We start from the raw sequence: 22,484 nt of genomic DNA, 5'->3' as shown, positions 1-22,484 counted from the left end.
CATAAAACTCTATGCCTGTCTTGTTTTCTGGGGATTCCTCAGCCTTACGGGCCGTCGCTGGAGCAACGTCAAAAATTTTTTCCCGGAAATTTTTTGATGCCGGGTTATCCCTTCCCGTCACTTTCTGGCAGTTAGCGCCCGCGCTGTGAGGAAAGGTGTTGTGCCAGAGTAGGTAGTAAACCATTGTTGAGCACTTCGGCCACGTTAAAGCGCATGTACGACAGGTCTGTTAGGGAAAACATGTTGCCTGGGGCCACGAGATGCCCTTGTTGTAGCATCTTCTGGGCTATATCGAACGCATTGACACCTTTCCCCAGATTGGCCCATAAATAGAAGCCCGCGTCGGGCTCATAGTCAAGATGCAAATCCAGCGCCTGTAATGCCTCGGCGGCAAGGGGGCGCAGACCGGTGAGGCGCGTGCGAATCTGTTCGCAGTGGTGACGATAGTTGCCCTGGGTCAGCAAGCGATATACCGTGCGTTCCACTAGGCTGTTGCTAGCGATACAGTGCAGCGAGCGGTTCATCGTCAGCCATTCGATATGCGCCGTATTGGCGGCCAAGTAGCCGACGCGCAGGCCGGGTGCGAGCGTTTTGGAAAAACTGCCGACATAGATGACGCGACGCAATTGATCCAGAGGCGAGAGGCGTGTGGGCACGGTAGTCAGCCCCTGTGGCAGCAGATCGCCATAGGTGTCGTCCTCGACGATCGTCAGGTCGAACTCTTCCGCTAGTTGCAGCAGTTGAAAGGCGATGGGCGGGGCCAGGTGGTTACTGGTTGGGTTATGTAGCACGGAGCTACAGAAGAAAAAACGCGGGTGATACGTCTCGCACAGGGAGCGCAGTTCCTCCAGATCCGGCCCGTCGGCGCGACGCGGCACACAGCGTGTCTCCAGACCGTTCGCCATCAAGCGCTGAATCAGCAAAGGTTGACAAGGCTGCTCTACCAGTACGCATTCGCCGGGCGCGTTCAGGTAGACCTGGATAATAAGGTTCAGAGCATCGGCGGCACCGCTGGTCAGCATAATGTTCGCCGGTTCGACGTAGATTCCCATGTCATGCAACTTCAACTGTAGCTGGTTGCGCAACGGCAGGTAGCCTTGAGGATCGCCAGTCTGGCCCAGTGCGCGCTGATTGCCGCGCGCCACGGTGCGCAGTTCCCCGGCGATGCTGGTTTCGTCCATCCACATTTCCGGCAGATAGCCGATGCCGCTGTAGCTTTTTAGTGCCGGTGCTGGCCTTAACAACGCCAGGCGAAAACGCATACAGGCCAGTTTCTCATCCGTGTTGAGCCTTCCGGGATGTACATCGATCTTTTCCGGTGGCTGACGTGCCGTGCGGGAGCGGACGTAAAAGCCGGAGCCGCGCCGCGATTCCAGCAAACCGTGGGCCACCAACTTGTCATAGGCGCGGGCTGCGGTATCGCGGCTGATACCGCAATCTTCCGCCAATTGGCGCACCGAGGGCATGCGCATCCCTTTGGCGATATGCTGGTATTTGATGGCGTTGGCTACCAGCGTAAAGATCTGATCCACCAGGGAAAGCGAACCATCTGACGCCGCGATGGCAGAGAGTTCCGCTTTATCGATAGTGAAAGGGCGGGTGCCGCGTACAAGCGGATTTTTCATACCTCAGACGCTCCTCATAAGCCGGTATCTCAAGCCATAATAATCGCTTAACTGTCATGATCAAGTGGTCGTGACAAAAAAAATATATGATAAAACTGTATTGATACCTCATGCCATAATGAAACTTCATGATGGCTTTTTTTATCCATGGATATAAGAATAACTTATTCAATAAACTCATTTTAAATTCACCAAAACAGATAAACTGTCATGAAGTAACGATCATGCCAGAAGCTGCTTTTTGTGCTAATTGTACCGATGACTGTCGAATGGGATTTGGTAACCTGCTTGTCATGTTTCCCCATAAGTCAAGGTGCTAATTATGTTACTCCATCAACATTTCCGTCTGAGCGCCGTGCTGCTCGCCGTTTCCGCCGCGTTGTCGGCAACCGACGCATCCGCGCAAACCTCTGCGGCGCAACAGCAGACTATGACAGCCCGTTCATATCATCTCAACTCGGCATCGCTGGCCGATACCTTGCAGGCTATTAGCCGGATCAGCGGCTATCGCATTGAGTTCGTTCCGGAAGCGGTGACAGGTCTCAGGGCCGGCGAGGTGAATGGTGAACTGACCGTGTCCCAGGCTGTCACCCGAGCGCTGGCGGGTACCGGTATGTCTGTCAGTGACGTGGGGAACGGCATCTTGCTGGTATCTCAGACGACAACGTTGGACAGCATTACCGTGGTGGCGCAGCGCGATCAGGCGGAAGAGAGTTTCAAGGCAGATCGCTCCGATACGGCGACGCGCAGCGGAACAAGCCTGATGGAAACGCCGGGATCGGTGACTGTCGTCACCAGTAAGGTTCTGGAATCGCAGCAGGTTCAGTCGATACAGGATGCGCTGGCCAACGTGAGTGGGGTCTCTTTCGATGAATCCCCGCAGGGCAAACCTTCACTGTCCATCCGTGGTTTTTCTGATACGTCGTCTATGGTGAATGGCGTCAGCGATTCATCCGCCTCATTGACCAATGTGTTCAACGTCGAACGTATCGAGGTACTGAAGGGGCCGCAGGCAATCCTATCAGGAGCTAACTCTCTGGGTGGCAGCGTCAACGTTGTTACTAAAAAGCCGCAGGCCGACGCTCTGCGTTCGGTGCAAGTGCAATATGGCACTCATAACGATGTGAGCGTGGCCGGCGATGTCACTGGTGCCCTGACTGAAGACCAACGGCTCAGCTATCGTCTGATCGCCTCCAAAGCGGACGCTCAGAAAAGTGATGCGGGCTACAACGGTCGCGAGGATGTCTCTCTGATGCCGCAGTTGCGCTGGAAGGACGAGAACACCGACCTGATTGTCGGCTATTCCTATGGCAAACAGCACGATCCGCTGCAAAAATATACCTATGCTCGTAACGGCGTCATTCAGCCGGTGCCTGAGATGCGACTGGGAAACAAAAAGGATGGTTTCGATAGCGAGCAGCGACGCGCCTTTTATCAGTTAGAACAGTATATTACACCTAACGTGACTTTGATCAGTCGATTACAATACGCGCGCACGGACTTCGATCTACATGTATACAACTCCAGTGGTCTGAGCCATACCACCGACAGCGGTGAAAGCTGGTTCTTCCCCAACCGTTCGCAGTATGAGACGACGGAAACCAGCGGCGACCATTACCTGCGTTTCGAAGGGGATACTGGACCGGTATCGCACAAGCTCTCGGTTGGTATCAACCATACTAAATACAGTTCGAAGACCCAGGAATTTCAAAACCTGGACGGTAGCGCTACCCAGCAGATTTCGATATATCCTCCTAACTATTTCCCGTTCCCGGAAGTCAATGCGGTCACGCAGGATGTGTTCGGAACAACGGACACCACATCGGAACAACTGGGCACATTTGCACAGAATCTGCTGACCTATGGCGACTGGAACCTGCTCCTCAACCTGCGCCGCAGCCGCTATACCACGACCAGCAGTTCCACCTATGATTTTGGCGGCATGATTGAAACATTCGCGGAAGGGAAGAAAAAAGAGTGGGTCACGACGCCGGGGATCGGCCTGATTTATAACGTCACCCCTGAGACATCGGTGTATGCCAGCTATGCCGAGGGGTTCACCCCGCAGTTCGATCGTCGTTGCGGCGGTGGTTCGTTGGAACCGCAAAGTTCGCGCAACCGCGAACTTGGTGCCAAGTTCGATTTGCTGGACAGCCGTCTGTCACTGACGACCGCCGCGTTTGAACTGCAGCAATCCAATGTCCTGGAGTATGACAATCTCGGAGACTGCTACAATACGCTTGCTGGTCAGATGACGCGTGGTCTGGAGTTTGATCTGCAAGGAGAACTGACACTCGGCTGGAGAGCGGTCATTAACTATACCTACAGCCGACTCAAAGACGAAAGCAACCCAGATCGCATCTTCACCGGGACCCCCAAGCACAAGCTAAGCCTCTGGACCACCTATGAGATACAGCGCGAGGCGCTGCGCGGGTTGGGATTTGGTTTGGGCATCTCCGCCTTTAGCCATGCCAATGGCGACAGAAGGTCGGCCTATGCATTTACCACTCCCGGCGCAGCGCAGGTAGATATGAGCGTCTTCTATAATAGGAATGCGTGGAGCACCACGCTGGGCGTGAAGAACGTCTTTGATAAAGATATCTACGAGGCAGCAACCAGTAACTTTGTTCGCGTCAGGGACGGTCGCACACTCTTGCTGACAACCAAATACAGCTTCTAAGGGATACTGGGATCTTTCATGTCGTTAATATCAAGCAAAGCGCGCAATCGTAGCGCACATTCGGGTGACCCTGATCAGGGCCGCCCTACTATTTTACAGCTAGCCGCGCCGTTCTGGGTATCGGAAGAGCGTTATAAGGCGCTGTTCAAGCTGGTGATCATTCTTTGCATTATGTTCAGCATGACGTATTGCATGATTTGGGCCAACCGGCTGGCTGGCGAAGTTATCGATGCGTTGGTGAACCGTCAGTGGGAACTGGTGTTGAAAACGCTACTGATCAGCACTGTCGTAGGGTTGAGCGTCAGTATTCTCACTATTTTGAACGCGGTGTTCAACAATCTGCTGGATTTGCAGTGGCGTACCTGGCTGACGCATCGTTTCATGCAACGCTGGACCGACAATCATGCCTACTACGATATTGAACGCGAGGGGACGTTAAGTAACGCGGATCAACGCATTGCCGAAGATGTGAAACTGTTCACCAATCAGACACTGAGTCTGACTCTGGGCTTCATCTCTGCCGGTGTGATGGCGATTGGTTACGGTCATCTGCTGTGGTCGCTGTCGGGCAGTCTGGAATTCGAAGTGGCGGGCTGGCAGATTGTGATACCAGGCTACATGTTCTTTCTTGCTTTTATTTATATCGGTGTGCAATTTCTGCTGATGCACTGGGTAGGCAAGAAAATGGTGTCGCTCAACAACGAGAGACAAACCGTAGAAGCCGACTATCGCTACGCAGCTATGCAACTGCGCGAAAACGCGGAGCAGATTGCCCTTTATGGTGGTGGTCAGCGTGAACGTCGGCGGTTGGCCGATCGTTTTCAACAGGTCTACGTTAATACTGTGGCAATCGTTAAACGCACGGCGAAGGTGATGCTAATGCAGGATGGTTACGGGCGTATATTCGAACCGGTGCCGACCATCGCCGCGTTACCGCGTTATTTTTCCGGCGAACTGACCATGGGCGGACTCACTCAGGTGACGGGCGCCTTCAACATGTTCAGTGGGGCGCTGTCTATTGCGACTCAATCTTATCTCGGCATCACCAGTTGGCTAGCCATCGCCAACCGACTGCGCGATCTTTCCGCGTCGTTGGAACAATCCCGACACCGCGTCAGTGGAATTAGCATTAGCCAAAATGAACGCTCTGAACTGACTGTTTCCGCGCTACGGCTCTATACGCCCCGGCATGAGCCATTGACCGATATCCCGCCGCAACGTTTTTCACTGGGTGAACGCTGGCTGATTACCGGACCATCGGGAACGGGAAAAAGTACGTTTCTGCGTGCGCTGGCCGGGTTATGGCCCTATGGCGACGGCGCTATTCGGCGTCCGGCCGATCGCTCCGTGCTGTTCCTTCCGCAACGCAGCTACATTCCCGATGGCGATCTCAAGTCAGCCTTGACCTACCCTGGCGAAGCGGAGCAGTTCAATGACGCAGACTGCCGAGAGGTGTTGCGGAAGGTGGGGCTGGAGCAACTGTCTCTAAGCGATTGTGAGCACTGGCGGCAAAAATTATCCGGAGGTGAACAACAGCGTCTGGCGATAGCGCGCGCCCTGCTACACCAACCGCACTTCCTGTTCCTGGACGAAGCGACAAGTGCCCTTGACGAGGCGTTCGAACGCCAGCTTTACGCCATTCTGCTGGATTCTCTGCCGCACAGCGCGGTGATCAGCGTAGCCCATCGCAGCCAACTGCGACAGTATCACGATCATGTGCTGGAGTTATGTCCGTGCTCTCCTGCCGCGACGTTGAACATTTCGCCAGCTATTCCGGCCGAACGTCACGATGAGCCAATGGGAAACGCTGCTATGCCCGTAGCCGATAGCTAATCAAGGTATAAGGTGCGTTGTAATCTAGACTCTGTAGGGGTATCAGATCTTTTTCAGGACTTTTGTTGTTTTAACAGGCCAGTAACCAGCCGATGTTATTCGTACCTGGAAGTCTCAGCGTGCTCTGATTTTAACGTGCTGGTCTTCCAGACTTAGGTTATCGGGATACTTTCGCTGTAGTGGGATCCATTTGGACAAAAGTGTGGTTTGCCACATGTCGTATCCGTAGGTTATCCGCCCGACATGCTTCTCTCGATGTTTTGTTTTTATCGCTTCATGCTTTCCCCTCTTTCCCTTCTCTATCATGCACGGGAGGGCAGTATTACCTGAAATAATATCCTGCCGAATAGCTGTTATTTTTTAACCTGAAAATGACGATTAAAAGACCATTTCACTACCTTTTTCGACAGTTTTTGTTATGAAATAGCGCATTAAATATATGCTTGGTTAATCATGCTTTTACTGTATTTTTTTATAGTATAAAAATCTAAAAATTTTAATTAAAAAGTAAATAATTGCTAAATTATCTAGTATTTATTTCTTAGATAGAAAATAATTACCTGAGTTATGTAGATATTTATTCTGTAAAAAGTAAAAATGTAGTGTAAATGGTTTTACTAAATTAAAATTAATGGGGTATTTACATTAATTATTTTTATTAGCTAATTAATCATTTCGTTTTTAACGAAATTAAAAGGCATAAAATATATTCCTTTTCCGTTAATTGAAGATCGAAGTAATATCGTTTTTTCCTATATCTATTCTTACTTAATTCTTTTAATTTATTGTTTTTATTGGTTTTCTTCTTTAGTGGTTCGCTTTAGTTGCTCTGCTATATAAGCGTTGACCATACGTTTAAGTTGTGTGTATGATCCAAACTCAAAATATAAATGTATTTCATTCCTTCTTGGTGTGACTCTTTTACACTGATATAAATCGTAAATTTACGGTTTTATTACGATTTTATTATGGTTTTTTAATTCGTTTTTAATTTATTTCATCTCGCTGGTCGAAAAACAAATGCGTTATTTGTTTGCCGAATCACTGCCGTTCTTATGGACTACGGCGGGCTTTTGGTAGGAATCGACTTTACTTCTCCGGGCCCGAGTGCCCTTACGTTGGTATAGACACATGGCAAAAGGAACTGATGGTGCATCTGTCGCACCAAAGGAACGTATTAATATCAAATATGTTCCGGCCACTGGTGGTCAGCAGGCGGAAATAGAATTGCCCTTGACGCTGATGATCGTGGGAAATATGAAAGGGCGCACAGAGGAAACACCGATCGAAGAGCGTCAGACTGTCTCGATCGATAAGAACAACTTTACCTCGGTGATGAAAGAAGCAAATCTGGAATTGAATTTCAGTGTGCCAAACCGCCTTGAAGAAGAAAGTCAGGACGACCTGCCAGTGAAACTGAGCATCGGCGGTCTGAATGATTTCTCCCCTGACCGCATTGCTCAACAGGTGCCTGAATTACTTAAGTTGCTTGATTTACGTGAAGCGCTGGTCGCGCTGAAAGGCCCCCTTGGCAATATTCCCTCATTCCGTAATCGTTTGCAGGATCTGTTGTCCAGCGATGAAGCCAGAGAGCAGCTTTTGAAAGAGCTTGATCTGGTAAAACCCGCCGAATAATTGACGAAATAGGGAAATAAATATGTCAATAATTGAAGAACAGGTTCAGGCAGGCGCTGCCAGCGCTTCTGGATCCCTGCTTGATGACATCATGGCTCAAGCGCGTATCAGCCCGGTTGATGAAGGCTACAGCGTGGCTAAACAGGGTATTGCCGCGCTGGTCGCGAACATTCTTGATAGCGGTAATGCAGCAGAACCCGTGAACAAAGCGCTGGTCGATAGCATGATCGTCGAACTGGACAAAAAACTCAGCAAGCAGATTGACGTTATTCTGCATGCGAAAGAATTGCAGGAACTGGAATCTTCCTGGCGTTCGATGAAACTGCTGGTTGATCGCACCGATTTCCGTGAAAACATCAAACTGTTGGTGTTGCATGCGACGAAAGAAGAGCTATTGGACGATTTCGAATTCGCGCCTGAAATCTCACAGTCTGGCTTCTATAAGCACGTCTATTCCAGCGGTTACGGTCAGTTTGGCGGCCAGCCTATTGGTGGCGTGATTGGTGACTATGCGCTGACGCAAAGCTCACCAGACATCAAATTGATGCAGTATGTCAGCGCCGTTGGCGCGATGGCGCACGCGCCGTTCATTTCTTCCGTTGCGCCGACCTTCTTTGGCGTAGATAGTTTCACCGATTTACCTTCCATCAAAGATCTGAAATCCGTTTTCGAAGGCCCGGCCTACACGAAATGGCGTTCGCTGCGTGAATCTGAAGATGGTCGCTATCTGGGGCTGACGGCACCGCGCTTCCTGGCTCGCCTGCCTTATGACCCGGTAGAAAACCCGATTAAAGGCTTCAACTACAAGGAAGATATCAGCACCGATCACGAACACTATCTGTGGGGCAATACCGCCTACCTGATGGGAACGGCGCTGACGGACAGCTTCGCGAAATACCGCTGGTGTCCGAACATCATCGGTCCGCAGAGCGGCGGTGCGATTACCGACCTGCCGGTGCATGTGTATGAAGCCATGGGCCAACTTCAGGCCAAGATTCCGACGGAAGTGCTGATCACCGATCGTCGCGAATATGAAATGGCGGAAGAAGGCTTTATCACGCTGACGATGCGTAAAGACAGCGACAATGCGGCTTTCTTCTCGGCTAACTCAGTGCAGAAGCCGAAGGTGTTCCCGAATACCAAAGAAGGCAAAGAAGCGGAAACCAACTACAAGCTGGGTACGCAACTGCCGTACATGTTCATCATCAACCGTCTGGCGCACTACATCAAAGTGCTACAGCGTGAACAGATTGGCTCATGGAAAGAGCGTCAGGATCTTGAGCGTGAGTTGAATACCTGGATTAAACAGTACATCGCCGATCAGGAAAACCCGCCGGCAGATGTTCGTAGCCGTCGTCCTCTGCGTGCTGCACAAATCAAAGTGCTGGATGTAGAAGGAGAACCAGGTTGGTATCAGGTCACTATGTCTGTTCGTCCGCACTTCAAGTACATGGGGGCGAACTTTGAGCTGTCGCTGGTAGGGCGTTTGGATAAGGAATAAGACTGATGCCGTCTCTTTCTGCCTGGGAAAGGGGAAGCGCGGCAAGTCTGTTTGATCGTATCCGTGGGGAGGAGCGTCGCTCCTCCCCTGAAACGGAAGTTGAAGCACTGATCGAGTCCGTTAAGCGTCAACTGGACAATGTGCTCAACACCCGGCCCGGAAATTGTCGCAGCGCACCTGAGCTTGGCGTAATTGATTTTAATGACGCAACGCAGGGTGGGGCGGACATTCGGGGGAAAATCCGGGAGGCGATCCGACAGTGTATCTGTCGCTTTGAACCTCGAATTGTTCATGTGGATGTCAACACATCGGATTATTTATCGAATCCGATGGAGATGTCGTTTCAGGTTACCGCCCGGGTCAGATTGGAAGATCTGGAGCAGGTTGCCTCTTTCAATATCCATATGGATAGCCACCGCCATTACAGAATGATCTGATTATGTCACTGGAACATTTTTTCAGGGATGAGCTGACCTACTTGCGTCTGCAAGGGCGTGAATTCGCCAAGGCGCACCCTGAGCTTACCCGATTTTTGTCAGAACAAACCACGGATCCAGACGTCGAGCGTCTGCTGGAAGGGTTCGCCTTTTTGACAGGGAGCCTGCGGGCGAAGATCGAGGATGAATTTCCGGAACTGACACACGGTCTGCTGGGCATGCTGTGGCCTAATTACCTACGCCCTGTACCGAGCATGACGATTATGCAGTTTTCGGTACTTCCCGGCGCGATTGCCCAACCCGCGTTTGTTGAGCGCGGCTGTGAACTTGATAGTCTGCCGATTGATGATGTGGTTTGCCATTTTCAGACCTGTCACGATGCCTGGATTTATCCGGCGGATATCCGCGAGATCAAGGTACAGAGCGGCAACGATCTTTCCACCATTACGCTGGACGTTGGGCTGCATGGCCCGCTATCGCTAAGCGACCTGCAACTCGACAAACTGCGCTTTTATCTGGGCGGTGATACTTATACGGCCTACGAGCTCTATTTCTGGATTGCCAGTCAGCTGTCGCACATCGAGCTGGAAATCGATGGTCAGCGCTTCCGTCAGGAAGCCAGCGTGCTGAAGACGGTCGGCTTCGAGCGGGAAGATGCGCTATTGCCGTATCCCGGTAATGTCTATTCGGGCTACCGCATCTTGCAGGAATACTTCTGTTTTCCCGAAAGTTTTCTCTTTTTCCAGCTCGCGGGGGCGGTATGGCCGGATCTCCCGCTGACGGTAACGGAATTCCGTCTGCATTTTTGCTTTGACCGCCCACTGCCGGCGGAGCTGAAGATCCGCCCTGATTCGTTCATGCTCAACTGCGTGCCGGCAATCAATCTCTTCCAGCATGATAGCGAACCGATCAACCTCAGCGGGCGCCAGACGGATTACCCGCTGAAAGCCAGCTACCGTAACGCGGATAGCTTTGAAATTTTCTCCGTGGATAAGGTTGAAGGCTGGGTTGAAGGGAATTCAGGCCGTGCTCGGGGGATTCCACGCACCTATCAGCCTTTTGAGAGCTTTCAGCACCAAATAGAGCGCGCCAAAGGACGGCTGGCGCTCTATTACCGCATTCGGGTAAGAGAGGCGGTGAATGGCAACGGCTTTGACCACATGCTCTCTTTTGTCCGTGGCGATGAGCAGGAAGTGATTGATTTGGATGAGTCGATCTCGGTGACCCTGACCTGTACCAACCGATCGCGTGCGGCACAGCTACCCGTTGGATCGATCTGCGTGCCGACGGGGAATTCGCCGTCTTTCGCGACGTTTCGCAATCTGGTGCGGCCGACGCGACCCCTGCGGCCTGCAATGGATGGCAGCCTGCACTGGACGCTGATCTCCAACTTGTCCCTGAACTATGTGTCGCTGCTGCGGCGTGATGCGCTGGTACAGATTCTACGTACCTACGATTTCCCTGCGCTGCACGATAAGCAGGCAGAGCAAGCCTCGCGTAAGCGTCTGGCGGGTATCGAATCCATCGAAACTACCCCTATCGACCGTCTGGTTCAAGGGATGCCGGTGCGCGGCTTGAAATCCATCCTGTCAGTACGGCAATCCGCGTTTTCCAGTGAAGGAGAACTCTATCTGTTTAGTACGGTGCTGGCGCACTTCTTCTCGCTATACGCCAGCGTCAACGCCTTCCATCTGTTGGAAGTCGTCAACATCGATAACAAGGAGCGCTACCGATGGCCGGTACAGATAGGTCAACACTCCATGATGTGACGTTCCGTCAGGATGTCTCACGCTTTAATTTTTTCCAACTGGTGGAATTGCTTAACCAACTGGAAGGCGTGGATCTGGAACAAGAGCTGGATTTTCGCCCTGAACAGGAGCGCCTGCGCTTTCGCTCTACGGCCTCCATCGGGTTTCACCCCGGCGATATCTTACAGGTGGAATGTGATGACGAGGGCCGGCAGGAGCTGGAGGTCGCGTTTCTGGGCCTGCACGGCAGCCAGTCCCCGATGCCCGGTTATTACCTTGAAGAGCTGGCTTGGGAATACGCGCAGGGTGAGCAGAAGCTGGGCGTGTTTCTCGACTTCTTTCATCACCGCTTACTGACGCTGCTGCACCGCGCATGGCGCAAATACCGCTATCACGTCCGCTTCCAGAACGAGGGGGAGGATGGATTCTCTCGCCTGATGTTTGCGCTCGTGGGGTTAGGGAATGACGCCGTACGCGACAGCCTGCCGGTTAACCGCGCCAAGATGCTGTCCTACGCCGGGGTGCTTGCGAGCCCTAGTCGTTCGCCGGAAGTCGTTGCTGGGTTAGTCATTCACTGTTTTGACCTGGACGACGTGGCCGTTCTGGCCTGGCAGCACCGCCGCGTTCCTATTCATGAAGGGCAGCAGAACCGGTTGGGAAAAGCCAACATGATGTTGGGCGGTGATTTTGTTATCGGCGACAAAGTGAATGACTGTGCTGGCAAGTTTTTGCTCAAGGTCGGCAACCTCAGCTTTAGCTGCTTCCTCAGTTTTCTGCCCAACGGCGAACATTTTCAGCCGCTGGTGCGTTTTGTCTCTTTCATTCTTCGCGATCAGTTGGCCTGGGATCTGCGTCTTGGCTTCGCGGAAGGCGAAGCCAAGGGGTTAAGTCTGGGCAGTGAGCAAAGCAGCCGGTTGGGATGGAGCAGCTTTCTCGGGCAGCCGCCCGCGGATCCCTATGTGACGATTTGTGTGCAGGAGTAAATGTGAACGTAATCCACCCACTCACGTTGGTTGTGCTCAACAGTGAACAGCTCGATATCAATTCCCAGGTGCAGCACCAGTTTGATCACCGTGGCGGCACGCTGGGGGCGTCGGAAAAAGATCAGTGGCAACTGCGGGATCGGCTGGGCTCCGTGGTGCCGGAGCATGCACGGATCGACATGATCGATGGTTATTTCAGCCTGTGCGATCTGAGCGGTCAGTCTTTTATTAACGGATCGCTGTCGCCGATTGGGCGCGATCGCAAAGTCATTTTGTCGCACGGCGACGAACTGGTCATTGGGCCTTTTCGGCTGGGCGTGTACATCGGCGATCCCGCCACGGAACAGGACATCGATCAGGTCTTAGGACAGCGCACGGACGATGTACTAGGCGGCTGGCTAAGTGAAGATAAAAAAAGGCGCGCCACGGATCTCGCCGATCCGTCAGTCGCGTTGAACGACCCGCTGTGGGCGCTACAGAAAGAACAGAACCAGCCTTTATTGCCATCAGACAGTGAGACGGTCGGAGAATCGCTCACGACCTCTCTTTCTTCCTTTTCTTCTGCTGAGGACACCATGGATCAGAAATTTGTGGAATTACCGACCATCAACACACCGTATGCGGGTGACGGGCTGGAGGGCTACAGTGATGGCACCTCACTGGCACCATTGATGCGCGGGCTGGGGATGTCGCTTCAGCCGGGTGATGATGCGCGGCTGCGTGAAATGCTGGAAGAGATGGGGAAAAGCCTGCGCGCGATGGTGGAAGGTTTGCTGGCATTGCAGACGGAACAGGCTGCACTGGCGGATACCCATTTACGCCCGATTGAAGATAACCCATTGCGCTTGGGGCTGGGCTATGCGGATACGCTGTCGGTGCTGTTTGCCGAAGGCAAAAGCCCGGTGCACCTGTCTGCGCCTGCCGCGGTGGAAGAAGTGCTGAACAATGTTCGGGTACACCACATCGCGAATCAGCAGGCGATTGCTGTGGCGCTGGAAAATATTCTTCAGGCTTTCTCGCCTGCCGCGCTGCTCAACCGCTTTGAGCACTATCGTCGCAGTGGCGAACAACTGGCGGCGGATGATGGCTGGGCATGGCAGATGTATCAGCACTACTACCGTGAATTAACCTCACCGCGCCAACAGGGCTTCCAGAAACTGTTCCATCAGGTGTATGCGCAGGCGTATGACCGCGCCGTGCGTCAGCAGCAGGAGCAAAAATAATGCTGCGAGCACTGTGTTTATGTTCCCTGATGTTCCTGCTGTCGGGGTGTACCACGCTGGGCAAGATGGCGCAGGTGGCGGCGAACCCAGACATTCAGGTCGGCAGCAACAGCCATCAGCCTTCTACCGTGGGATTCAGCCTGCTGGCGGAACCGGACGTTAACCCGAACGACAGCGGTGAAGCGGCACCTATCGAGTTCCAACTGGTTTTGCTGGCGGAGGATTCGCGTCTGCTCGCCACCGATTATGACCAAGTTACGACAGACATCGAAAAGGCGCTCGCCAAGAACTACATCGACCATCAGGACTACACACTGCTGCCGGGACAATTCAAATACTTGCCGCCCGAAGCGTTGGACGAAAAGGTGCATTACCTCGGCGTGATAGCACGCTATGCGGACCCAGAAAGCTCGGAATGGCGCAAAGTCATCAAGCTAAAAAATACCGGACAAACGTATCAGATCCTCGTGCACCTGCGCCGGGATGAAGTCGAAATCAAAAAAGACCAAGAAGAAGAATAATTATGTCGAGTCGCAATCGCATTATCTGGCGGGAAGGTCTGTTCATTAAACCGCAGCATTTTCAACAGCAGCAAAGACACACCGATTACGCACTGCATGCGCGTCTCAGCGCCCTCAGTGATTATTTCTATGGTTTGCAGTCGCTGGCGATTAATGAGGAATATCTCAATTTTGGCCGCATTGCGTTGGTGAACGCCAGCGGTGTGATGCCTGATGGCACCGTTTTTAACATTCCGGGTGATGACGCGTTGCCACTTCCGCTGGAGATCACCGATGTGGCGCTGGCAAACCAGAAAGTGTATTTGGCCTTGCCGCTGGCGGTGAACGGCGTTAGCGAAGTGGGGCAGCCGGGGCAGGGGATCGCCAGCCGTCTACAATCACACCGGCATGATGTGCGCGATCTGCACAGCGACGGCGGCGATATCGTTTCTCTGGAAGTTGGTAAGGTCAGCCTGCGCCTGATGCTCGATCGCGACGATCGCAGCGCCTATGCCTCGCTGGCGATTGCCAACATTCTGGATAAACGTCCTGATGGCGGGCTGATTCTGGATCCTAGCTTCATGCCATGCAGTATCAGCGTCACCGCGATTCCTGCCTTAAAACGCTTTTTGGGCGAATCTGCTGGGCTGGTGGCGGAACGTGCGCGCAGTCTGGCACAGCGTATTGCCGCACCGGGACAGCAGGGGGTAGCGGACGTAGCCGAATTCATGATGCTGCAACTGCTTAACCGCGCTCAGCCCAAATTGTCGCATTTGGCGCGCCTGGGCACGCTACACCCTGAACGTCTGCACGAAACCTTGGTTGAACTGTGCGGTGAGCTGATGACGTTTACCGATGAATCACGGTTGCCGCCGGAATTTCCCGCCTATCGCCACGAACATCAGCAGGCCAGTTTTGAGCCGCTGATGATGGCGCTGCGTCAGGCTCTGAGCACCGTACTGTCGCCGCGTGCCGTCTCCATCCAACTGAAGAAACAGCCGTATGGCGTGATGGTGGCGATGGTTGGCGATGCGGAATTGATGACCAGCGCCGAGTTTGTGCTGGCGGTGCGGGCGCGCATGCCGCAGGAACATCTGCGCAAGCAACTGCTGCAACAAACGAAGATCGCCTCCAGCGAGAAAATTCGTGAGCTGATCAGCCTGCAACTGCCGGGTATCCCGCTGCTGCCGCTGCCGGTGGCGCCGCGCCAACTGCCTTATCACGCGGGTTACAGCTATTTCCAACTGGATCGACAAAGCCCCGCCTGGCAAATGCTGGTGTCGGGCAATACGTTGGCATTCCACATCGCTGGCGAATTCCCGGAACTGGATATGCAGCTTTGGGCCATCCGTGGCCAGTAGTAAGGAGAGGAAGAGATGAGCATCGAGGTTATTAAAAACGATCAACTGGGCGATCTGCTTTTTGACCATGCCCGGCAACTGGATATGGACTCCGACTACTGGTTCCGCCTGCGTGGGCAAAGTATTAATCCGATGATTGATGCGGTCACGCCGCTGTTGGGCATGGTGGAGCGGGTACGCCAGCTCTCTGCCTATGAGGGCGTAGAAGATCTCTATCAGCGTGTGGTGTCTGAGATTCAGGCTATCGAGCAGGAACTGCATTCTCATGGCTATGAAAACGGCGTGATTTTGTCGTTCCGCTACATCCTTTGCACTTTCATTGATGAAGCCGTCATGGGACGAGAATGGGGCGGCCAAAGTATGTGGTCGGCACATTCTCTACTGACCCGCTTTCACAATGAAACGTGGGGCGGCGAAAAGGTGTTTGTCCTGCTGGAGAAGCTACTGGACGATCCCACCCGCTATCGCGACATTCTGGAATTTATCTATCTCTGTCTCTGTCTCGGTTTTGAAGGACGCTATCGGGTGATGACGCAGGGACGTGAGGAACTCAACCGCGTCGTGAGTAAGCTACACGACACCCTGCGCCCTGAGCCAGCAAACTCGCCAACAGTCTTCCACCTGAATCTGGGGCAGCAAGCCTCGCGCTACCACCTGCGCAGACAGGTGTCGCTGCGCACGTTGTTTATCGGCGTGTGTGTGGTCTTGGTGGCCGCCTTCGGCCTGTACCGTTACCAGCTAACTCATCAAACCCAGGACGTACTGCGTCAGCTGGGAGAATTATTACAATAACAGGAGCTACACCGTGATTCGAATTGAACTGCCGACACTGGTTGAACGACTCAACCCCGTGTGCCGTCATATGCTGGAAGAAGCGGCGGCACTCTGTATTCAGCATCAGGGGGCGGAAATCCGCATTGAGCACCTGTTGATGAAAATGTTGGAAACGCCGCTGTGTGATGTCCGTCAGATCCTCAAGCGTGCGGGCGTGGATGCGGATGAGCTGTCTTCGCTGCTGCTACCGTCTTCCATGGATAAAGAATTTGATGCGGGCTACCCGTCATTCTCCCCTCTGCTGGTTGAGTGGCTACAGGATAGCTGGCTGCTGGCGTCGGCGGAGTTTCAACATACGCGTTTGCGCAGCGGTATCCTGCTGCTGGTTTTGCTGCTGACGCCAAATCGCTATGTGGCAGGCGCGATATCCCGTCCGTTGGCGCAAATTAACCGTGAACTGTTACGCCAGCAGTTTGAGGAATGGGTGAAGGATTCGGTTGAAACGGAAGTCGCGGTGCAATCCGCCACGGCTGAACAGGCTGCTGCGGCGAACACGCAACTCTCTCGCTATACCCAAAACGTGACGGAATCTGCCCGCCAGGGGCAACTGGACCCGGTGCTGTGCCGCGATCATGAAATCGACCTGATGATCGACATTCTGTCCCGCCGTCGTAAAAACAACCCGATTGTGGTCGGGGAAGCGGGCGTCGGTAAAAGTGCGCTGATCGAAGGGCTGGCACTGCGCATCGTGGCGGGCGCGGTACCGGAAAGATTACGGGATGTGGAACTGCTCACGCTCGATCTGGGAGCGATGCAGGCCGGTGCCTCGGTGAAAGGGGAATTTGAGAAACGCTTCAAAGGCGTGATGCAGGAAGTGAAAGATTCCCCGCGCCCGATCATTCTGTTTATTGATGAAGCGCATACGCTCATCGGGGCGGGCAATCAGGCGGGTGGGTTGGACGTTTCCAACCTGCTCAAGCCTGCACTGGCGCGCGGTGAGCTGCGTACCATCGCGGCCACGACCTGGAGCGAATACAAAAAATACGTCGAGAAAGATGCGGCGCTCTCTCGCCGTTTCCAACTCGTTAAAGTCGGGGAGCCGAACGCGGAAGAAGCCACGGTTATCCTGCGCGGGTTGCGTGGTATCTATGAAAAAGCGCATGGCGTGCTGATCGATGAAGAGGCGCTTCAGGCGGCGGCACAACTGTCGGCGCGTTACATCTCCGGTCGTCAACTCCCTGATAAGGCGATCGATGTGCTGGATACGGCCAGCGCGCGCGTCGCGATTAACCTGACGACGCCTCCACGCGCGGTCAGCCAGTTACAAACCCGTCTGCACCAGCAAGAAATGGAAATCACCCAGCTTGAGCGTCAGGCGCGTATCGGTCTGGGGAATACGGAAGAACGCTTAGCCGAACTGCGTGATGCCCGCGAAACTGGCGCAACGCAATTGGCGCAGTTGGAAGCCGATTGGCAGCAGCAGAAAACCCAGGTTCAGCGTGTGATTGAACTGCGTACGGCGCTGCTGGATGACGAGCAGGTTGTCGACTTTGATGCGGAATCGGCGGCGGCGGAACTGGCCGCCTGTGAACAGGCGCTGGAAGCGCTGCAACAGTCCTCGGTGCTGGTCTCCCCTCACGTGGATAAAACGCAGATTGCCGCAGTCATTGCCGAGTGGACAGGCGTGCCGTTGAACCGCATCTCGCAGGGTGAGATGGATGTTGTCACGCGTCTGCCTGAATATTTGAGCGAGACGATTAAAGGGCAGCAGTTAGCGATTTCTCATCTGCATAAACACCTGCTGACTGCTCGTGCGGATCTACGTCGTCCGGGGCGTCCGCTGGGGGCGTTCCTGCTGGTAGGGCCGAGTGGCGTGGGTAAAACGGAAACTGTGGTCCAGATTGCCGACCTGATGTTTGGCGGGCGTAACTATCTGACCACCATCAATATGTCCGAGTATCAGGAAAAACATACGGTTTCACGCCTGATCGGTTCTCCGCCGGGCTACGTCGGGTTTGGTGAAGGCGGCGTATTGACCGAAGCCATCCGTCAGAAACCGTATTCCGTGGTGCTGCTGGATGAAGTGGAGAAGGCGCATCCGGACGTCCTGAATCTGTTCTATCAGGCGTTTGATAAAGGCGAACTCGCCGATGGCGAAGGTCGGGTGATTGACTGTCGTAATGTGGTGTTCTTCCTGACCTCCAACCTCGGGTTCCAGACGATCGTGAATTACGCTGAGCAGCAGGATGTGCTGCTGGACGCGCTCTATCCCGAACTGGCGGCTTTCTTCAAACCTGCGCTGTTAGCGCGTATGGAAGTCATTCCTTACCTGCCGCTGGCGCATGACACCCTGGTGGAGATCGTACAGGGCAAACTGTCGCGTCTGGTGTCTTTGCTGCAACAGCGCTTTGGTGCTGATGTCATCATTGAGGATGAAGTACCGGAAGAAATCCTTCGTTTGGCCAACCGCAGCGAAAACGGGGCACGTATGCTCGAATCGGTGATTGATGGCGCCTTGCTGCCACTGGTTTCGCTCCAGCTTCTGCAACGCTTGTCTGCGGGGGAACCCGTCAGTCGTATTCATTTCCGCGTCGACGCCGGTCAGTTCCAAACTGAGGTGGAGGGCTGAGTATGCAACATGCCCTCGAACTGGCGCTTGCACTCACCCGACAGCATGACGAGGTCGGTCTGTGCGATTGGCTGCTGGAGACCATACAGACAGCCTGGCAGCCTCAAGGGATGCTGCTGGGGATGGTCGATGTCAGCGGCAGGCAACTGACCTGTCAGGGGCAAGTGCATGACACACCGGTGGCGCTGAGTCTGGGGGTGGATGACTTTAGCCACCCACTGGCTTATGCGCTGCATAAGAATCAGGCGCGCACCTGGGATTCCCTCTATGGCGGCGCACGCATTGAGCACCGTGAGTTTCAGCAAATGCTGATCTCCGTCGGGACGACGTGCGGGCTGCACGCACTGCCGCTGCTGTCGGACAGCGGCAAGCCGCTGGCGGTACTGGCGGTGCTGGATACGCCGACGCGCCTGCAAACGCTGCATCAGCAGGGGGAATGCGCACAGCTGGCTCGGGTGTTCTGTCGCCAGCTTATCCTGCTGCGTGAACTGGCGCATACCCGGCGGGAACAGGTCGCGCTGCGAAATTCACTTCGTCAGATTAAAGACGAAGGGCTGAGCCGTCGTGAACAGGAAAAGCAAGTGGAAGCCACGCTGGTGGGGCAGGCTGCCGTGATTAAAGCGTTGCACCAGCAGATTTATCAGGCGGCAAAACACCGGCTTTCGGTACTGATTCAAGGGGAAACGGGCTCAGGAAAAGAGGTGGTGGCGCGTCTGCTGCATCAATGCTCTGAACGTGCCGACAAACCTTTTATCGCTATCAACTGTGCGGCGATCCCGGAAAATCTGATTGAAAGCGAACTGTTTGGTTATCAGAAAGGGGCGTTCTCTGGCGCACAGAGCAACAAGATTGGGCTGGTAGAGCAGGCTAACGGCGGAACCCTGTTTTTGGATGAGGTTGGTGATATGCCGCAGTCCATGCAGGCCAAGCTGTTAAGGGTACTGGAGACGCACAGCTTTCGTCCTCTGGGCGCAGAGAAAGAAGTGCATTCCGATTTTCGTCTGATTGCTGCGACGCATCAGCCGCTGGAACAGCAGGTGTCTGACGGCGTGTTTCGGCAGGATCTCTATCATCGTCTTTGCCAGTGTTTGTTGCAGGTCGCACCACTGCGCGAGCGGCCGGACGATATTCGCTTGCTGTGCGAGCACTTCATTCGTCAATTCGCCGACAAACAGCAAAAACACGTGGGGCCGTTGAACCGGGATTTCCTGCGCCAACTGGTGGCATATGACTTTCCCGGTAATGTGCGGGAACTGCGTAACCTGCTGGAAGTTGCCTGTGCGCATACGCCAGACGGCGACGCGCTATCTCTGGCATCGCTACCGCCCGAACTGCGCGAGCGGCTGACGAGCAGTATAGCTGAGGAACAGGATCGCTATCAGGACATCCACGATTTGCGTATTGCCACACAGCGGTATGAAGCGGCGGTCATTGAGGCACGCCTGCGCCAGTTTCAGGGTAACCGCCTGCTGGTGGCTGATAGCCTCAATATCCCTAAACGCACTCTCGACCATAAATGCCAGAAGCTGGAGGTAAATTGATGTTTCTGACGATGGCTCCCCTACTGTTGGCGACTGCCACGGCCCCTGATCCTGCCTGGCAATCGCTATGGGAACAGTGCCGCAATGAAACGGCTTCAGAGCTCCGGCTCGCCTGCTATGACGCGCTGGGACGGGAGGCTGAACGCAGCGGCACGCTGTCCCCGCAGGGGGATAACGCGGCGACAGACGGAACCTTCCAACTGGGCCGCGAAGCGGACAGCGGTGATATGACGCTCACCCGTGTGCTGGCTGATGGCAATACGCTGGTGATTAGCTGCGCCAGCAATATTACCCACTTACGTTTAACCCTCAGCAAGGCCTGGGCCGGAGACTCCGTCACGTCGCAGCTTGATGGTGTCACGGTGTCTGATAGTTGGTTTATTCGAAACCGCGGGCTGCTGCTGGAGTCAGGACGCGGCCTGCCAGCGATTGATGCATTAAAACGCTGGATTGGACACCGCGAACTGGTGCTGAACGGCGCAGACGGTCATGCGCTGCGTATCGAACTCGCCGGGTTGGGTGAAGCACTCGCGCCACTGCGTCAGCTGTGTCATTGGTAAAGGAGGCGTTCATGCATGCACATCCGTGGTGTAAACGCCTGCAAACCTCATTGCCGGATGAAATGCTGCGCGCGGCGGTCTTAGCTGACGATCCACTTTGGGAAAAAGTTGAAACGGAGTTAGTCAAGCTGGGCTCACTGGCGCATAACCAAGTCGATCTCACGGTGGTAGCGGGTTATTGCCTGACCTTGCTGGAAAGCAAAACCAAAGACATGCGGGTTCTGGTACAGCTATTGCGCTGCTTACAGCACCCGGCTAAAGCGACGCCGTTTTCCACGGCGCTGATGCTGCTGGACAGTTGGCTGGAGAGCTACTGGGTTATCGCCTGGCCTGCCAGTCCGGTTCAGAAACAGAAGCTGATGGTTCAGATTGTTCGGCGTTTTGAGAGTGTGCTTCCCCGTATTGCGGAGGGCGCATCCAGCGCGGAGCTGGAGCAATTGCAGCCGTTAACGGAACAGGTGGCGACCCGCTGGCGCGAACTGGCCAGCGACAAAGCCGCGCTGATGGATGAACTGGTGCAGGGCGTTAAGCGTGCCAGACAGCGGCAGCAGGCGCAGGAACAGGCAAACCAGACGGCAAAACCGACCTCGACGGCCAGCGGCGGTGGAGCAGCAGGCGGGAGTGAAACCAGCGCCAGCGTTGCCCCGACGCCCGTCAGTTCGGTGGAGATTAATTCATCCGACGAGCGCGGCTGGCGGCAAACCCAACTGAACGTTGCGGCGCTGCTGGTTGAGCGACATCCCGACTCACCTATTGGCTATCGCCTGCGCCGCCACGCTATTTGGTCCGGTATTGCTACTCCGCCGATGTCATCCAAGGGGAATAAAACTCAGTTATCCCCTGTTTCATCCGATCGCGTGGATGAATATCAAAGTGCGCTGACGCAGGCTGATTTAGCACTGTGGGAGCGCATTGAACAAAGCCTTGTTCTGGCACCTTACTGGTTTGATGGTCACATGTTGTCCGCCTCGGTGGCTTCACGATTGGGGCATTCCGCTGTCGCGACGGCGATTGCCGAAGAACTTTCTGCGTTTATTCAGCGTTTGCCGGAATTGCGTGAACTGGCATTCAGCGATGGTGCGCCCTTTTTGACCGGGAAGTGTAGCCAATGGTTGCAGTCCAGCCAACCCGTACGCGGCGGAGGCGGTGTGCGGCAGGACGATCTGGCGACGGAGGCAGCGGCTTGTCGGGATGAGAAAGGCATCGGGGAGGCGATGCAGTTATTGGATGAACGCATGCGTCGCCTGAAAGAACCACGCGACCGTTTTTATGCCGAGTTGGTACTGGCGGATTTACTCGCCGAAGAAGGGATGAAGTCACTGGCAGCACAGCACTATCAGCACATGTGGCAGGAAAGCCAACAATTGGGTCTGATGCAATGGGAACCGGGACTGGTTAGCCGCGTCGAGCGGTTGGCGGCATCCCGCAAAAAATAAGACATTCGGAGTGAATGG

The 22,484-nt window shown here is 54.3% G+C and carries 16 protein-coding genes; 15 read left to right on the top strand and 1 reads right to left on the bottom strand.

The features are described 5' to 3' along the window. Positions 1–131: 131 nt before the first annotated feature. Positions 132–1,625 (bottom strand): aminotransferase-like domain-containing protein, encoded by a 1,494-nt coding sequence (locus ACKQAD_RS18620; protein WP_409161486.1) that lies wholly within the window; start codon positions 1,623–1,625, stop codon positions 132–134. A gap of 322 nt (positions 1,626–1,947) precedes the next feature. On the opposite strand from ACKQAD_RS18620, the gene ACKQAD_RS18615 reads away from it, so the two are divergent. From ACKQAD_RS18615 to tssA, 15 genes are all read left to right on the top strand, one after another. Then, positions 1,948–4,305 (top strand): TonB-dependent siderophore receptor, encoded by a 2,358-nt coding sequence (locus tag ACKQAD_RS18615; protein ID WP_409161485.1) that lies wholly within the window; start codon positions 1,948–1,950, stop codon positions 4,303–4,305. Positions 4,306–4,323: 18 nt separating this feature from the next. Continuing rightward, positions 4,324–6,138, top strand: a complete 1,815-nt coding sequence (locus ACKQAD_RS18610; RefSeq protein ID WP_409161483.1) for an ABC transporter ATP-binding protein/permease — start codon at positions 4,324–4,326, stop codon at positions 6,136–6,138. Positions 6,139–7,269: 1,131 nt separating this feature from the next. Continuing rightward, positions 7,270–7,773 (top strand): type VI secretion system contractile sheath small subunit, encoded by a 504-nt coding sequence (tssB, locus tag ACKQAD_RS18605; protein ID WP_409161481.1) that lies wholly within the window; start codon positions 7,270–7,272, stop codon positions 7,771–7,773. Positions 7,774–7,795: 22 nt separating this feature from the next. Then, complete coding sequence (gene tssC / locus ACKQAD_RS18600) at positions 7,796–9,274, top strand: type VI secretion system contractile sheath large subunit (protein WP_409161479.1); 1,479 nt, start codon at positions 7,796–7,798, stop codon at positions 9,272–9,274. Between the two features lie 5 nt (positions 9,275–9,279). After that, on the top strand, positions 9,280–9,711 hold the full coding sequence (tssE, locus tag ACKQAD_RS18595) for a type VI secretion system baseplate subunit TssE (protein WP_011094951.1): 432 nt from the start codon (positions 9,280–9,282) through the stop codon (positions 9,709–9,711). A 2-nt stretch (positions 9,712–9,713) separates the two neighbouring features. After that, entirely contained in the window at positions 9,714–11,480 is a 1,767-nt protein-coding gene (tssF, locus tag ACKQAD_RS18590; RefSeq protein ID WP_039361058.1) for a type VI secretion system baseplate subunit TssF, read from the top strand. After that, positions 11,444–12,442, top strand: a complete 999-nt coding sequence (gene tssG / locus ACKQAD_RS18585; protein WP_409161477.1) for a type VI secretion system baseplate subunit TssG — start codon at positions 11,444–11,446, stop codon at positions 12,440–12,442. Before tssF ends, tssG begins: the two co-directional genes overlap by 37 nt. Before the next feature lie 2 nt (positions 12,443–12,444). Next, the gene (gene tagH, locus ACKQAD_RS18580) at positions 12,445–13,665 is read left to right on the top strand and encodes a type VI secretion system-associated FHA domain protein TagH (protein WP_409161475.1); all 1,221 of its coding nucleotides are present in this window, start codon (positions 12,445–12,447) and stop codon (positions 13,663–13,665) included. Then, positions 13,665–14,186, top strand: coding sequence for a type VI secretion system lipoprotein TssJ (gene tssJ, locus ACKQAD_RS18575; protein ID WP_409161473.1), 522 nt, complete (start codon positions 13,665–13,667; stop codon positions 14,184–14,186). The genes tagH and tssJ overlap by 1 nt, the downstream gene beginning before the upstream one ends. 2 nt (positions 14,187–14,188) lie before the next feature. Continuing rightward, a complete protein-coding gene (gene tssK, locus ACKQAD_RS18570) occupies positions 14,189–15,526 on the top strand; it encodes a type VI secretion system baseplate subunit TssK (RefSeq protein ID WP_409161471.1) in 1,338 nt (445 codons plus the stop codon). 15 nt (positions 15,527–15,541) lie between these two features. Then, the gene (gene icmH / locus ACKQAD_RS18565) at positions 15,542–16,318 is read left to right on the top strand and encodes a type IVB secretion system protein IcmH/DotU (protein WP_409161470.1); all 777 of its coding nucleotides are present in this window, start codon (positions 15,542–15,544) and stop codon (positions 16,316–16,318) included. Between the two features lie 13 nt (positions 16,319–16,331). Then, a complete protein-coding gene (tssH, locus tag ACKQAD_RS18560) occupies positions 16,332–18,929 on the top strand; it encodes a type VI secretion system ATPase TssH (RefSeq protein WP_409161468.1) in 2,598 nt (865 codons plus the stop codon). 2 nt (positions 18,930–18,931) lie between these two features. Beyond that, a complete protein-coding gene (locus ACKQAD_RS18555) occupies positions 18,932–20,470 on the top strand; it encodes a sigma-54 interaction domain-containing protein (RefSeq protein ID WP_409161467.1) in 1,539 nt (512 codons plus the stop codon). Next, entirely contained in the window at positions 20,470–21,030 is a 561-nt protein-coding gene (gene vasI / locus ACKQAD_RS18550; protein WP_409161465.1) for a type VI secretion system-associated protein VasI, read from the top strand. Before ACKQAD_RS18555 ends, vasI begins: the two co-directional genes overlap by 1 nt. Positions 21,031–21,041: 11 nt before the next feature. Further along, complete coding sequence (gene tssA / locus ACKQAD_RS18545; protein ID WP_409161464.1) at positions 21,042–22,466, top strand: type VI secretion system protein TssA; 1,425 nt, start codon at positions 21,042–21,044, stop codon at positions 22,464–22,466. Positions 22,467–22,484: the final 18 nt, after the last annotated feature.

Origin of the sequence: Pectobacterium artocarpous (genome assembly GCF_046159765.1) — a bacterium.
Lineage (GTDB): Bacteria > Pseudomonadota > Gammaproteobacteria > Enterobacterales > Enterobacteriaceae > Pectobacterium.
Note: the sequence above shows the minus strand (reverse complement) of the source record. Positions and strands in the feature narration are given on the sequence as shown.

Bases quoted from the DNA above. Each gene is read 5' to 3' on its own strand.
- ACKQAD_RS18620 (WP_409161486.1), bottom strand. From the start codon at position 1,625: ATGAAAAATCCGCTTGTACGCGGCACCCGCCCTTTCACTATCGATAAA.
- ACKQAD_RS18615 (WP_409161485.1), top strand. From the start codon at position 1,948: ATGTTACTCCATCAACATTTCCGTCTGAGCGCCGTGCTGCTCGCCGTT.
- ACKQAD_RS18610 (WP_409161483.1), top strand. From the start codon at position 4,324: ATGTCGTTAATATCAAGCAAAGCGCGCAATCGTAGCGCACATTCGGGT.
- tssB (WP_409161481.1), top strand. From the start codon at position 7,270: ATGGCAAAAGGAACTGATGGTGCATCTGTCGCACCAAAGGAACGTATT.
- tssC (WP_409161479.1), top strand. From the start codon at position 7,796: ATGTCAATAATTGAAGAACAGGTTCAGGCAGGCGCTGCCAGCGCTTCT.
- tssE (WP_011094951.1), top strand. From the start codon at position 9,280: ATGCCGTCTCTTTCTGCCTGGGAAAGGGGAAGCGCGGCAAGTCTGTTT.
- tssF (WP_039361058.1), top strand. From the start codon at position 9,714: ATGTCACTGGAACATTTTTTCAGGGATGAGCTGACCTACTTGCGTCTG.
- tssG (WP_409161477.1), top strand. From the start codon at position 11,444: ATGGCCGGTACAGATAGGTCAACACTCCATGATGTGACGTTCCGTCAG.
- tssJ (WP_409161473.1), top strand. From the start codon at position 13,665: ATGCTGCGAGCACTGTGTTTATGTTCCCTGATGTTCCTGCTGTCGGGG.
- tssK (WP_409161471.1), top strand. From the start codon at position 14,189: ATGTCGAGTCGCAATCGCATTATCTGGCGGGAAGGTCTGTTCATTAAA.
- icmH (WP_409161470.1), top strand. From the start codon at position 15,542: ATGAGCATCGAGGTTATTAAAAACGATCAACTGGGCGATCTGCTTTTT.
- ACKQAD_RS18555 (WP_409161467.1), top strand. From the start codon at position 18,932: ATGCAACATGCCCTCGAACTGGCGCTTGCACTCACCCGACAGCATGAC.
- vasI (WP_409161465.1), top strand. From the start codon at position 20,470: ATGTTTCTGACGATGGCTCCCCTACTGTTGGCGACTGCCACGGCCCCT.
- tssA (WP_409161464.1), top strand. From the start codon at position 21,042: ATGCATGCACATCCGTGGTGTAAACGCCTGCAAACCTCATTGCCGGAT.